Source organism: Nonomuraea sp. NPDC048892, from assembly GCF_040649735.1.
Lineage (GTDB): Bacteria > Actinomycetota > Actinomycetes > Streptosporangiales > Streptosporangiaceae > Nonomuraea > Nonomuraea maheshkhaliensis.
Map to the genome: position 1 here is coordinate 80,109 of NZ_JBEZFZ010000002.1, position 13,394 is coordinate 93,502.

13 protein-coding genes are annotated in these 13,394 nt (G+C 72.0%); 3 read left to right on the plus strand and 10 right to left on the minus strand.

The window, feature by feature from the left end; all coding sequences use genetic code 11:
* Positions 1-88: 88 nt before the first annotated feature.
* The gene (locus AB0C28_RS05870) at positions 89-1,339 is read left to right on the plus strand and encodes a trypsin-like peptidase domain-containing protein (protein ID WP_357840986.1); all 1,251 of its coding nucleotides are present in this window, start codon (positions 89-91) and stop codon (positions 1,337-1,339) included.
* Positions 1,340-1,444: 105 nt separating this feature from the next.
* Here AB0C28_RS05870 and AB0C28_RS05875 read toward each other — a convergent pair whose 3' ends face one another.
* The 8 genes from AB0C28_RS05875 to AB0C28_RS05910 form a co-directional block, all read right to left on the minus strand.
* A complete protein-coding gene (locus AB0C28_RS05875; RefSeq protein WP_358073215.1) occupies positions 1,445-2,185 on the minus strand; it encodes an ABC transporter permease in 741 nt (246 codons plus the stop codon).
* A complete protein-coding gene (locus AB0C28_RS05880; RefSeq protein ID WP_357840992.1) occupies positions 2,178-3,059 on the minus strand; it encodes an ABC transporter ATP-binding protein in 882 nt (293 codons plus the stop codon). Before AB0C28_RS05880 ends, AB0C28_RS05875 begins: the two co-directional genes overlap by 8 nt.
* Positions 3,056-3,448, minus strand: coding sequence for a transcriptional regulator (locus tag AB0C28_RS05885; RefSeq protein ID WP_357840995.1), 393 nt, complete (start codon positions 3,446-3,448; stop codon positions 3,056-3,058). Before AB0C28_RS05885 ends, AB0C28_RS05880 begins: the two co-directional genes overlap by 4 nt.
* Positions 3,445-4,065, minus strand: coding sequence for a hypothetical protein (locus AB0C28_RS05890; RefSeq protein WP_358073216.1), 621 nt, complete (start codon positions 4,063-4,065; stop codon positions 3,445-3,447). The genes AB0C28_RS05885 and AB0C28_RS05890 overlap by 4 nt, the downstream gene beginning before the upstream one ends.
* Positions 4,066-4,147: 82 nt before the next feature.
* The gene (locus AB0C28_RS05895; RefSeq protein WP_358073217.1) at positions 4,148-6,157 is read right to left on the minus strand and encodes an ATP-binding cassette domain-containing protein; all 2,010 of its coding nucleotides are present in this window, start codon (positions 6,155-6,157) and stop codon (positions 4,148-4,150) included.
* Positions 6,154-8,244 carry a thiol reductant ABC exporter subunit CydD gene (cydD, locus tag AB0C28_RS05900; protein WP_358073218.1) on the minus strand — a complete coding sequence of 697 codons (2,091 nt, stop codon included), beginning with the start codon at positions 8,242-8,244 and terminating at the stop codon, positions 6,154-6,156. Before cydD ends, AB0C28_RS05895 begins: the two co-directional genes overlap by 4 nt.
* A gap of 6 nt (positions 8,245-8,250) precedes the next feature.
* Positions 8,251-9,018 (minus strand): cytochrome d ubiquinol oxidase subunit II, encoded by a 768-nt coding sequence (locus tag AB0C28_RS05905; protein ID WP_357841006.1) that lies wholly within the window; start codon positions 9,016-9,018, stop codon positions 8,251-8,253.
* Positions 9,019-9,030: 12 nt separating this feature from the next.
* Positions 9,031-10,203, minus strand: coding sequence for a cytochrome ubiquinol oxidase subunit I (locus AB0C28_RS05910; RefSeq protein ID WP_357841009.1), 1,173 nt, complete (start codon positions 10,201-10,203; stop codon positions 9,031-9,033).
* A gap of 88 nt (positions 10,204-10,291) precedes the next feature.
* Here AB0C28_RS05910 and AB0C28_RS05915 point away from each other — a divergent pair, with 88 nt between their 5' ends.
* Positions 10,292-10,627 carry a helix-turn-helix transcriptional regulator gene (locus AB0C28_RS05915; protein ID WP_357841011.1) on the plus strand — a complete coding sequence of 112 codons (336 nt, stop codon included), beginning with the start codon at positions 10,292-10,294 and terminating at the stop codon, positions 10,625-10,627.
* 27 nt (positions 10,628-10,654) lie between these two features.
* Here AB0C28_RS05915 and AB0C28_RS05920 read toward each other — a convergent pair whose 3' ends face one another.
* Positions 10,655-11,326 carry a permease prefix domain 1-containing protein gene (locus AB0C28_RS05920; RefSeq protein ID WP_357841014.1) on the minus strand — a complete coding sequence of 224 codons (672 nt, stop codon included), beginning with the start codon at positions 11,324-11,326 and terminating at the stop codon, positions 10,655-10,657.
* 192 nt (positions 11,327-11,518) lie between these two features.
* On the opposite strand from AB0C28_RS05920, the gene AB0C28_RS05925 reads away from it, so the two are divergent.
* Complete coding sequence (locus AB0C28_RS05925) at positions 11,519-11,854, plus strand: metalloregulator ArsR/SmtB family transcription factor (protein WP_357841017.1); 336 nt, start codon at positions 11,519-11,521, stop codon at positions 11,852-11,854.
* Between the two features lie 48 nt (positions 11,855-11,902).
* On the opposite strand, the gene AB0C28_RS05930 is transcribed toward AB0C28_RS05925, so the two are convergent.
* Positions 11,903-13,291, minus strand: a complete 1,389-nt coding sequence (locus AB0C28_RS05930; RefSeq protein WP_357841020.1) for a pentapeptide repeat-containing protein — start codon at positions 13,289-13,291, stop codon at positions 11,903-11,905.
* Positions 13,292-13,394 lie beyond the last annotated feature (103 nt).

Genomic DNA, 13,394 nt, shown 5'->3' on the forward strand with positions numbered 1-13,394 from the left:
GCGCCGCCGCCCACCGCAATCATCCCCTTAACCAGCTCTTACGCGCGACTTGACATCCTTGAATCATCGGGATTCGAGGAGATGACAGATGAACGCGAACGAGCCTCACGAGCAGGGCCCGCAGGAGAAGGGCGCCGGTGGGTGGAGCCAGTTCGGATCCGCCCCGCCGCGCGCAGGGGGCTTCCCCCGGCGCGACACGATCGCCATGGAGGTGCCGCCACCACCCCCGGCGGCGGCTCCCGTCAGACACCGGTTCACCACCGGGCAGAAGGTCGTCGCGGGGCTCGCCATGGCCGCCATGGCGATCGGCGGCGGCGCCGTGGGGGCCGTCGTCGCCACCTCGTTCCAGCCCGAGCAGGTGGCCAGCAGCAGCCCCAACGCACCGAGCCCGGTCTTCAAGTCGGCCGGCGACCCGCTCACCGTCGCCGAGGTCGCGGCCAGGGTGCAGCCCACCGTCGTGATGATCCAGGGACAGACCGGTGAGGGCTCCGGCGTGGTGCTGTCGGAGGACGGGCTCATCCTCACCAACAACCACGTGGCCGTGGGCGCGGGGCAGGGCGGCCAGATGACCGTCAAGTTCAGCGACGGCAAGACGGCCAAGGCCACCGTCGTCGGCACCGACCCCGCCACCGACCTCGCCGTCATCAGGGCGGAAGGCGTCTCGGGGCTGACCAAGGCCACGCTCGGCGACAGCGACCAGCTCAAGGTCGGCGACGCCGTGCTCGCCATCGGCAGCCCGCTCGGCCTCGACGGATCCGTGACGGCGGGCATCGTCAGCGCCCTCGACCGCACCCTCAACCTCGGCAACGACCAGCGGCAGCAGATCCCGCCCGGCTGGGGCCAGGAACAGCAGCAGCAGAGCGCGCCCACGACGATCGGCGGCGCCATCCAGACCGACGCCTCCATCAACCCGGGCAACTCCGGCGGTGCGCTGGTGAACGCCGCGGGCGAACTGGTCGGCATCAACACCGCCATCGCCTCCGACGCCGCGGGCGGCGGCGTCGGCTTCGCCATCCCCGTCAACACCGCCAAGCAGGTCTCCGACCAGCTCATCCGCAACGGCAAGGTCAGCCACGCCTTCCTCGGCGTGAGCGTCACCGACGCGACGGGCGACGTGCCGGGGGCCCTCGTCCGGCAGGTCACCGCCGGAAGCCCGGCGGAGAAGGCCGGACTGCAGCAGGGCGACCTCATCACCAAAATCGGCGACAAGGCGGTTGACGGAGGCGATACCGTTGTCGGGCAGGTCAGAGGTTTCAAACCGGGCCAACAGGTCAAGATCACCTATATGAGGGACGGCAAGACCGCCGAGGTCACCGTGACCCTCAGTGAGAACAACTAACAGGACCCCCTCATGGACGGGTGTGCCGTCGAGATCGCTGCGGACTCGGCGGCACACCCCCCCATTTCAAGAGGCGTTTCCGGCTTTCAGAAGAAGCGCGGACTTTCAGGAGAAGCGCCGGCCCTCGTCGCGGCGGTAGGCCCAGCCCGCCGCCACCGCCGCCAGCACGGTCCACACCGCCAGCGAGACCAGCGCCACCGGATCGGGCGTCGTCTGCGCCGTGACCGCCCAGATCAGCTCGGCCACGCCCCTGGTGGGGGTGAACGGCGAGACGACCTGGATGAAGTCCGGCAGGATCGCGGGCGGCAGCAGCAGCCCGCCCAGGATCGCCAGCGGGAAGAACAGCACCTGCGACACCGCGATCGCGCCCTTGGCCGCCATCAGGTAGCCGATGAGCAGGCCCAGCAGCATGAACGGCACGGTGCCCGCGACCACCACGCCCACCGCCGCCAGCAGCCGCGGCGCCGTGAACGTCGCCTCGGTGAACAGCGCGCCGACCACCAGCACCGGAACCGTCGAGATCACCGTCGTGACGAGCGTGGCCAGGATCCGGCCGGTGAAGTGGGCCGCCGGCCCGGCGGGAAGCGTGCGCAGGTAAGGGTTCCACGGCTGCTCGCGGTCCTGGGCCACGGTGATGCTCAGCCCGATGAGCGCCCCCGACATCGCGCCGAAGAACATCAGCGACCCGGTCGCCATCGTGGCGGCCCGCGGATCCTGGCCCGCGAACGGCACCACGAACGCCACCATCGTGATCGCGGGGAACAGCGCGCCCGCGATCAGGCCGATGGGCACTCTGAGCTGTTCGAGCAGGAGGTAGCGGGTGTGCGCGAGGGCCAGGCTAGACATGCGCGTTCTCCTTCGTGGTCAGGGCCAGGAAGGCCTCCTCCAGGGTGGTCGGCCTGATCTCCAGGCCGGAGAACGGCGTGCCGCTCCGTACGAGCTCGACGACCAGCCGGTCGGGATCGGTGGTCACCAGGTGGGTCCGGCCGTCCACGTGCTCGCTGCCGAGCACGCCCGGCAGCTCGGGCAGGTCGCCGGCGACGAGCGAGACGCGCCGCACGCCCACCATGTCGCGCACGGCCCTGACCGTGTCGTCGGCGAGCACCCGGCCGGAGCCGATCACGACCACGCGCTGGGCCAGGGCCTCGATCTCCTCCAGGTAGTGGCTGGTCAGCAGGACGGTGCCGCCTTCCTCGTGGAAGGACCTGATGCCGTCCCACAGCGCCCGCCTGGCTTCGACGTCCAGGCCGGTGGTCGGCTCGTCGAGGAACACCAGCCGAGGCTTGCCCGCGAACGCCAGCGCCACGGCCAGCCGCCGCCGCTGCCCGCCGGACAATCCGCCGACCTGCCGCCCGGCCAGGTCGTCCAGCCCGAACCTGGCCAGCAGCTCCTTCGTGCCGGCCCGCTCGGGGAAGTGGGCCGAGACGAAGTCGACGATCTCCTTCACGCGCAACGACTCGGGCAGCCCCGTCTCCTGCGGTGTCACGCCGATGCCGCGGCGCATGACCGGGTCCAGCGGCGAGCCGCCGAACAGCTCGACCGTGCCCGACGTGGGCCGGCGCAGGCCGACGAACAGGTTGATCAGGGTGGACTTGCCCGCCCCGTTGGGGCCGAGCAGCCCGACCAGCTCGCCCGCCCCGATGTCGAGCGAGAGCCGGTCGAGAGCCAGGACCTCGCCGTAGCGGCGGGTGACCTCGTGTGCCCGGGCAAGGACCGTCATGGGTTTCCTCCAGCGTTGTCCAGCAGTGCGCGGATCGCCTTCGTGTACTCCTCGAAGGCCAGCCGCCCGCGCTTGGTGAGAGCCGCGAACGTGACGGGGGTTCGGCCCCTGTGGGTCTTGTTGATCCGGACGTATCCGGCGTCTTCCAGCTTGGTCAGGTGCACCGACAGGTTGCCCGCGGTCATGCCGAGCAGCCGCTTCATCGAGTTGAACGCCATCTCGTCCCCGTCGGGCAGGACGTTGAGCGTGGCGACCACGCGCAGCCTGGCCTGAGCGTGGATCACCGGATCGAGATCGGGCACGCCGAGATCGGGCCCGTCGGGCGCCGTCTTGCCAGGCGCGGTGTCGTCGGCCGGGGTGTCGTCGGGAGAAGCGTTGTCGTCACTCACTTGCGCCGCCTCAGCCACAGCCCGGCGACGATGAACCCGCCGCCCAGCAGCACGGCCGTGAGCAGCGCGTGCCAGCCCGCGCCGAGCAGCACGCCCAGCGCGTTGACGCCGGCGACCCAGGCGCCGACGAAGAACATCGGCCAGTTGCCCCAGACCGCGCCGCCGGCCATCTGCAGCACGGCCACCACCATGAGCGAGCTGCCCGCCCAGAGCAGGCCGCTCTCTTCCGGGGGGAGTAGCGGGCTGAGCCTGAGCGCGATGACCGTCATCAGGAGCATCCCGGCGAACCACGCGTACCCGTACATCGCCCCCTTCATGGAGGTGCCCCCGCGTACCAGCCGGTTCATGCGCACGATGCCGAACGCGGCGAACGACCCCGCGACGAGCTGGCCCGCCATGAGCACGCCGACGCCCTGCATCTGCGTGATCGGCGCGTAGGAGTGCCCGTCGAGCCCGTAGTGCAGGAAGAGCGCGGTGAAGCCGAACAGCCAGGCCACGCCCCAGGGCACGTAGAGCAGGACGCTGTCGGCGTAGAGCCATCGCACCGTGGCGACGTTCTGCTCCTCCATGACGCGGAGCATCTCCTCGGGACTCGGCGCGCGATCATCGTCCACCATGCAAACTCCTCGAATCAGTAAACTAGTTTGCATCATAAACCTGATTGCGCCGCCAAGCGCACCGGGGTCGGGCGAATGACCCTTACCGCCGGGTGAGGACCTCGGACTCCCACAGGTCGCGGTAGTAACCGGGCACCGAGACCAGCTCGTCGTGCCGGCCTCGCTGGACGACCCGGCCCTCCTCCAGCACCACGATCTCGTCGACCAGCTCCAGCCCCTTGAGCCGGTGCGTGACCAGCAGCGTCGTACGCTCGCGGGTCACGTCGAGCAGGTCGCTCATCAGCCGGTCGGCCGCCTCCTCGTCGAGCGCCTCGGCCGGCTCGTCGAGCAGCAGCACCGGCGGGTCGTACAGCAGGGCTCTGGCCAGGGCCAGCCGCTGCAACTGGCCGCCGGACACGGTTCTGCCGTCCTCACCCAGCTCCGCGTCCCACCCCGTGCGCTCCACCCACTCGTCGAGCCGCGCGTCCCGCACGGCCTGCCACAGCCGCTCGTCGTCGGCGCCGGGCCCGGCCAGCCGCAGGTTGTCGCGCAGGCTGGCGCGGAAGATGTAAGGGTCCTGGGTGAGGCCGGTCATCAGCGTCCGCACGTCGTCACCGGCCAGGTCACGCAGGTCGGTGCCGTTGACCCTGACCGCGCCCGACTCGGGCTCGACCAGCCGCATGAGTGCGGCCAGCAGCGTGCTCTTACCGGCCCCACTGGGACCGACGATCGCGACCCGCTTCCCGGGAGTCAGCCGCAACGACACCCCATCAAGCGCGGGCCGCCCGCTCGCGCCGGCTCGTCCCACCCCACCGCCGCTTCGCGCGGACGCGCCCCCGCTCGCCGAGCCCACGTCGCCAGGAACAGACGCTTGCCGATCGGGGGAGGGAAGAGAGGGCACGTCATCGCCTCGTGAGGGGGCGCCGCCGCTCGGCGCGCGCACATCGCCGGAGGTGGACGATCGCCGGTCAGGAGCAGGCTGCGAGGGTACCTCGCCGAGGGCGGGGGAGTCTTGGCCATGGGCAGGCAGCGACGAGGCGTCACCGGAGGCGGAGGAGCGCCGGTCGAGGGCAGGCGCCGAGAGTAGGTCACCGGGGCCGGCAGGGGGGTCGCTGTCGTGGGTGGGATGGCGTACCACCAGGTTGTCGATCTCGATGGTCAGCGGGGCTTCCGGGCGGGGCGCGGGGGTGACCGGTTCGGTGGTCGCCGGGGCGGTGGCGCGTACCTCGCGCAGGCGTCTGAGCGCGGCCGTGATGCCCGCCAGCCGCTCACCCGCCGCCGCCAGCGGCAGCACGGGCTCGAAGGCGACCAGGGACGTCAGCGCGAGCACGGCCGTACCGACCGAGCCCGCCCCCGCGCCCTGCGCGATCAGCACGACGGCCGCCACCGTCAGCCCCTGCACCAGGGTGCCTCCGGCCAGGGCGGCGGCGTGCACGCGCGCCTGGCGCCGCTCCAGGGCCGCCAGGGCTCTGTCCGCGGTCAGAGCCCTGGCCAGCGCCTGCCCGTCGGCGCCGTACGCGGCCAGGTCGGCCGAGCCGTGCACCAGGTCGGCCACCCGGCCCGCCAGCGCCGCCCGCGCCGGGGCGATCCTGGCCGACCAGCGCCGGGCCGCGGCGGCCGTACCCGCGGGCAGCAGCACACCGGCCACCACCAGACCCGCCACCAGCACCAGCGCCGACACCGGCAGGATCGTCAGCCCGACGACGACGGCGGCCAGCCCCGCGATCGCCGCCGCGGCGGCCGGGAGCAGGCAGCGGACGAGCAGGTCCTGCACGGCCTCGGTGTCGTCCACCATGCGGCTCAGCAGGTCGGCGCCGCCGTGCCGGGGCCGCTGCGGCGGGATCAGGGCCTCGTAGAGCCGCTCCCTGGTGCCGGCCTGGGCGCGGAGGGCGACGTCGTGGCCGGTGAGACGCTCGGCGTAGCGGAACACGCCCTTTCCGGTCGCGAACGCCCTGGTCGCCACGATCGCCACGCTCAGCGCGGCCAGCGGCGGCTGCTCGGCGGCCCGCGTGATCAGCCAGGCGGCTGCGGCGATGAGCCCGAGCCCGGCCAGATCGGCCGCCGCCCCGGCCAGCACCGCCCAGAAGAGACGCGCCCCCATACGCCGGTTCATCGCCCGCCCCTTTCCCGCCACGTCACGGTCACCCGCTCCTGCCCGCTCCCCGAAGCACCCGCCTGCATGGGGTCCGCAGGCGTCGAGCCTGTAGGTGTGGTGTCCGCCTGCATGGGGTCCGCTGGTGCCCGATCGCCAGGCGGCGGGTTCGTAGGTGCCGAGTCGGCGCGTTGCGGGTCCCTGGGTATGGTGTCCGCCTGTGTCCGGTCCGAAGGCGCTGGGCCCGCGGGTCGCGGGTCCGCGTGTGCTCGGTCCACCAGTGCCCCGTTCTCAGGCGCTGGGTCCGGAGGCGTCGAGTCCGCGTGTGCAGCGTCTCCGTGTGTGTTGTTCCCGGGTGGGGTGTCCGTAGGTGCGGCGTCCGTGGGTGTGGCGGCTGTGTCGGAGACCACGTGGCCTTGGTGGATGCGGATGACGCGGTCGGCCAGGTCGATCATGGCGGGGCGGTGGGCGACGATGATCGCCGTGCGGCCCCTGGACAGCTCGGCGGTGCCCGCCACCACGGCGGCCTCGCTGCGGCCGTCCAGGCGGGCGGTGGGCTCGTCCAGCAGCAGCACCGACGCGGCGGGGCGGCAGAACGCTCTGGCCAGGGCGATGCGCTGGCGCTGGCCCGCCGACAGGTTGGTGCCGCGTTCGCCGAGGACGGTGTCGAACCCCTCGGGCAGCTCCGCCACGAAGTCCGCGTGTGCCGCGCCGGCCGCTCGGCGTACCTCCTCCAGCGACGTCGAGGGCGCCCCCAGCCGGATGTTGTCGGCCACCGACGTGGCGAACAGGTGCGGTCGCTGCGCCACGAACGCCAGCCGCCCCCGCCACTCCGCGAGGTCCAGCTCGCGCAGGTCGACGCCGTCCACAAAGACCCGCCCCTCCGACGGGCTGACGAAGCCGAGGACGAGGTGGAGCAGGGTGCTCTTGCCGCCGCCGCTCTCACCGACCAGGGCGACCCGCTCGCCCGCGCCGATGGTGAGCGAGACGTCCTCCAGGGCCGGCACGTCGCGCCCCGGGTAGCGCACGGTCACGTTCTCGAACCGGATCTCCGGCGTGCCCTCAAGACCTGTCCCCGGCGTGCCCTCAAGTCGGATCTCCGGCGCGCCGCCGCTGGGTGCCGGGCTGCTCTCCTGGGTGGTCGCGAGGACGCCGGTTCTGGGCGCCGGTTCGTCGGAGGCCCGATCCAGTACGGCGAAGGCCGCGTCGGCGGCGGCCACCCCCTCCATCGAGGCGTGAAAACGCGTCCCCATCGCCCGCAACGGCAGGTACGCCTCCGGCGCCAGCAGCAGCACCAGCAGCGCCGTCGTCAGGTCCAGCGACCCCCCGAGCAGCCGCAGCCCGATCGGCACCGCCACCAGCGCCAGCGACAGCGACGCGCAAAGCTCCAGCACCAGCGACGACAGGAACGCCACCCGCAACGTCCGCATGGTGGCGCCCCGATGCGCGTCGGCGATCTCCTTGATGACGGTGGCCTGGTAGCGGGCCCGGCCGAAGGCGCGCAGGGTGGGCAGGCCGCGTACGACGTCGAGGAAGTGCCCGCCGAGCCGCGACAGCGCCAGGTACTGCTGCTCGGTCACCGCCTTGGTGGTCATCCCGACCAGCGCGCCGAATATCGGGATCAGCGGCAGCGTGATCAGCACGATCACCGCGCTGCCGAGGTCGGCGGCGAAGAGCCGGACCAGCACCGCCAGCGGCACCACGGCGGCCACCGCGATCGACGGCAGGTAGCCGGTCAGGTAGTCGTCGAGCCGGTCGAGGCCGCGTCCGGCCAGGGTGACGAGTTCGCCCGAGCGGTGTGCGGCGAGCCGGGCGGGCCCGAGTTCGCGCAGCCGTTCCAGCAGCCGGTGCCGCAGCGCGGACTTCACGCCCGTCGCGGTGCGCCCGCCGAAGATCCCCTGCGTCCACGCCAGCAGCGCCCGCGCGCCCACCACCGCCGCCAGCAGCGCGAGGGCGGCGGCGGTGAAGCGGCCGGACAGCACCCCGGCCAGCAGCTCGGCCTGCACCAGTACGAGCAGCCCCGCCAGCATGGCGGCGGCCATGGTGATGCCCAGGTGGCGGCGCACCGAGCGCTCGGCCCGCATGAGCGCGAGAAGATCCTTATGCACGTTCCCTCAGAAGAACGACGGGAGGAGCCGGACGGCGTCCTTGCCTGGCCGGAAAGTGCGCCATACCCATACTTGCGCGCCCAGCATGATGGGCGCGAACGGCAGGACCATGAGACTGAGCACATTCAGCGTGGCCGGCGGCGCGCTGTGTGCCAGCAGGTACGGCATGGCGCCCCCGAGCACCCCCAGCGCGGGCAGCGCCGCGACCAGAGCCGTCGCCAGCAGCACCCGCCCCGGCCTGGTGACCCCGAACACGCCCGGCAGCCGCCAGCCCAGGAACGTCCATCCGTGCAGGGCGAACAGCAGCGTCACCACCACGCCCAGCATGAGGCCCACCGGATGCACGGGGGAGGCGGCGAAGCCGGTGGCGGCCGCGTACAGGATCATGCCCCAGCCCACCGACAGTCCCAGGGAGCCGAACGCGATCGCGCCGTCCCAGAAGCCCCGCCACAGGGCGCCGTCCAGCCTGCGGCGGAACCACAGCCCGGCGTCGCGCAGGACCCAGCACAGCAGCATGGCCACGACCAGCGGATACAGCCCGAACAGCACGTGGTGCTCCAGCAGCGGGTAGACGCCGAACAGCGTCCCGGCCACCGCCACCAGCCACACCTCGTTGGCCAGCACGTACGGAGCCACGGCGGCCACCATGCGGTCCCGGTTCGCGGGCGTCCTGCCCAGCACCGGCAGTAACAGCCCGACACCCAGATCAAAGCCCTCAAGGGCGAAATATCCGGCCAGCAACAGCGCGAAGACGACGAACCAGATCACTTCCATGCTCAGCACTCCTCAGTAGCTCAGCGCGGGGGCGCGCGTCTCGTCGCCGGCGGCGCCGAGGTCGAGTCCGTACGGGCCGCGCCTGATCACCCGCGCGATGAGGACGTAGTCGACGACGGCCAGCAGCCCCAGCACCGCCGCGAACCCGATGAGCGAGCCCGTGACCATGCCGGAGGTCAGCCCAGGCGACAGGGCGTCGGCCACGGTGAGCCGCTCCCAGATCATCCAGGGCTGCCGCCCGATCTCCCTGGCCATCCAGCCCAGGATCGACAGGACGAACGGCAGCGGCGTCATCGCGATCAGGATCGGGTGCGTCCACCGCAGCCGCGGCAGGACGGAGATCATCGGCAGCATCACGAGCAGCACGACGAGCGCGAGCAACTGCCCTATCTCGATCATGAAGCCGAGCCCCACGGCGGCCAGGGGGTCGAGGCCGGGGCCGAACTTGTCCTCCGCGACGCCGCCGAACTGCGCGTACCCGAAGCCCATGGCCAGGAAGATGCCGACGGCGGCGGTGACCACGCCGGTGCGCAGGGACCGGGTGAAGAACTCCGTGTCGGGGGTGCGCCGGCGCAGCCGCCACGCGCTCGCGCCCACCAGCACCATGCCGCCGGTGAACAGCCCCGCGCCGATCACGTGCGGGAAGGCGAAGACGAGGGCCTTGTTCGCGAGCAGGGCGCCGAAGTCGGTCAGGTGCATCCGCCCGCCGCTGACCACCGCCCCGGCCGGGTTCTGCAGGAACGAGTTGGCCACCATGACGAAGAACGCGCTCGCGTACGCGGTCAGCGTGACCGCCCAGATGCAGGCCACGTGCGCCCACTTGGGCAGCCGCCCCCAGCCGAAGATCCACAGGCCCAGGAACGTGGACTCCAGGAAGAAGGCCACCAGCGTCTCCATGGCCAGCGGCGCGCCGAACACGTCGCCCGCGTACCGCGTCAGCCCGCTCCAGGCGAGGCCGAACTGGAACTCCATCACCAGCCCTGTCACGATGCCGAGCGCGTAGTTGATGACGTACACCTGCCCCCAGAACCGCGTCATGGCCTCGTGCACCGGTCGGCCCGACCGCGCCCACCGCGTGTGCATGATCGCCACCAGGGGCGCCAGGCCGAGCGTGAGCACCACGAACAGGAAGTGCAGGCTGCCCGTCACCGCGAACTGCGTGCGTGCCAGATCGACTACGTCCATCACCGCTCCGTCGTCGTACGTTCTCTTATGAGTAGACAGTCTACATGTAGTCTGTCTACATGGAGGATCGGTGTTTAGGATCGGAGTCATGAATCCCGACGCGCTTCGCGGGCACATGGACGCGCTGCTGCTCTCAGTGCTGGAGCGGGAGCCGCTGCACGGCTACGCCATCATCGAGGCGCTGCTGGAGCGCAGCGGGGGCGCGCTCAACGTGCCCACGGGCACCGTCTATCCGGCGCTGCGCCGGCTGGAGCGCATCGGCTACCTGGCCAGCGAGTGGGCCACGGTCGGCGGGCGCAAGCGCCGCACCTACCGGCTCACCGCCTCGGGCAGGAAGCAACTGGAGGGGGAGCGGTCGGCCTGGCAGGAGTTCACGAACGTGATCGGCGGCGTCCTGCGCGCCGAAGCCACCGCCCAGGGATGAGCGCCCAGGGGTGAGCGCGGAGGAACGTCAAGCGGTCTGTACGGACGCCCGCGTGATCCGCACGCACCGGGTGGCCCCGTAGATCTGCAGCCCCCACATCGCCATGGTCACCAGGTTGGCCAGCAGGGCCGGCAGCGCGGTGAGGGTGTTGGGTGAGGTGCCGGTGCCGTACGACAGCAGCAGGCTCAGGCCGACGGTGACCGGCAGCGCCGTCCAGACCAGCACGCCCAGCGACCTGGTCGCCGGCCGCGGCCGGCGGATCCAGCGCGAACCCCGGCTCAGCGCGAACGTGACGAGGCCGCCGTACACGCCGACGCCCAGCTGTACGACGTCGAGCAGCCGCGAGACCACCGACCACCAGGCCGGCTGCATCGTCCACGCCTCGTCGGTGGCCGGGTAGAGCCGCCACAGCACCGACCACATGGCCACCGTGATCGGCACGCTGACGAACAGCAGCAGGCCCAGCCGCCGCCCCGAGCAGGCGGTCAGCTCGGCCTGGTAGCCGGGCGCGATCTCGGCGACCGCCCCGAACTCCGTCACCGCCAGCCGCTCGGCCTCCGCCCGGTCGAGCCCGCCGGCCTCCAGCGCCTCGGCCGTGTCGAGCAGGCTGTCCCGCGCCTCGACGACCAGGTCCCGCTTGGGTCCGTGGGGGCCGGCGAGGGCGTCGTCGAGCTCGGCCACGTAGTCGTCGATGAGCATGCCCCCCAGTGTACGAACGCCGCCCTCGGGGTCCCATCGGGGAACCCCCTGATATTTCGGCGCTTGTCATGTAGGAAAATTCCTACATATCGTGGCTGGCATGCCGATCTCATCGATCCTCACCGTGCCCTTCAGCGACCCGTCCGGCGACCCGTCCGGCGACCCGTCCGGCGGCCCGTCCGGCGACGACGCGTGACGGCCGGCCACGTCTTCACGGCGCTGGCCAGCCCGGCCAGGCGGGAGCTGCTGCGGTTGCTGCTCGACGAGGGCGCCCAGCCCGCCGGGCGGCTGGCCGAGCGGTTCGACATGAGCAGGCCGAGCGTGTCGGAGCATCTCAAGGTGCTCAAGGACGCCGGGCTGGTCGCCGAGAGCCGCAGGGGCAGGGAACGCCACTACCGGCTGGAGGCGGGGCCGCTGATGGAGATCCGCGACTGGCTCGGCCCGTACGAACGGTTCTGGCGGGAACGACTCGCCGGCCTCACGACCCTGCTCGACGAGAGGGAGGACGACGATGTCCCACCCCGATGACGACAAGACACCGGTTCACCTTCACCACCACGCCCAAGAACGGAGGGCTCAGCGGGTCCAGGTGTAATGGGCGGGGGCGGACGGTAAGGCGGGTGCGCCGGTGTGGCCGGTGGCGTGGGAGGCCGTGCTCCACAGCACCGCCGCCGCGGTGATCGCCGCCACCAGCGCGCACCACGCCGCCGCCCGCCCCATCCGCATGCCGTACCCGCAGACGAGCCACGACACCGACAGCCACCACCCGTGCCCGGCCTGGCGGCGCATCTCCATGGCCGCGAACGCGAAGTCGGCCGCGGTCGCCCGGTCGGTGGGCCGCAGGCCCGCATAGAGCGCGGCCAGGCTGTCGGGCGAGGCGCCGGGGTCGTCGCCGAGGTGGCCGTGCCCGCGCTTGGTGTGCTCGTCGGCGAGCGCGCGCCGCCGCGAGAACCAGCGCAGCATCGGCCAGCGCAGCCCCACCTGGATCCCGCGCGGTGTGAGCGCGAACGTGCAGTCCTTCACCCGAACCCCCGACGGATGGGCGAGCCCGGCGAACCGGCACGACGACAGGTCCAGCCCGAACAGCCCCAGGCTGGCCGCCTCGACCTCCCGCAGCGAGGTCACCGTGGACCTGCCCCGGCCCGTCACGGTGGCGGGCCCGCGTAGCCGCGCGCCTTCCAGGTCGGCCTGCGAGTCGGTGAGCCGCACCGTCATCGGCCCCGTCACCTCCACGCCGCGCAGGTCGACGCCGCAGCGCGCGACCGCCACGTCGAGCAGCCCGTCGGCGCGGGCCCTGGCCGCCGACAGCCGGCCGGTGGCCGACAGGTACGCGTCGGCCGCGAAGTGCGCCCCGTCGAACCCGGCGTGCCCGCTGACCTTGCGGAACGACAGCGTACGGCCGAAGCGCGCGCCCCTGAAGGCGGCGCCGTCGCCGAGCCTGGCGCCGTCGAAGGTGGCGTAGCCGTCGAACCTGGCCCGCTCGCACGACAGCCCGTGCCCGAACACGGCCTGGCTGAACAGCGCGTCTCTCGACATCACGGCCCGGTCGAGCGAGACGTGGCCGCGCACGGTGACGCCGTGGAAGGACAGCTCCCGGCTGAACCGCACGCCGGCCAGCGACACGTTGCCTTCGAACCGGGCGCCGAAGAACGAGGCCAGCCGCTCGAACGTGGCGCCGTCGAGCGACACGTCGCCCCCGAACGTCACGCCCGCCAGCTTGACGTCGCCGGTGAACCTGACCCGGTCGAGCCGGGTCCTGCCGGGCCTGGCGCCGGTGGCGTCGAGCACCCGGGACAGTAGATCGCTCGTGACGGTGGTGCCGCGCAGGTCGAGCAGGCGGCCGGGGGACAGCGCGCCGAGCGCCGCGCCGAGTTGTTCTGGGGACAGATGTGCCAGGCAGAGGCCGGACGGCCGGCCGGCGATTCCGGTGCAACCAGCAGAATGCGCGCAGGTGACCCAGTCCATGCATGGGTGATACCCGCCGCGGCCGATGTCAAGGTTCGGTGATTTCATGTTCTATCCACTTTTATGTGGAAAAATGCGAGCTAAATTGGCTCTAAAGTGCGTG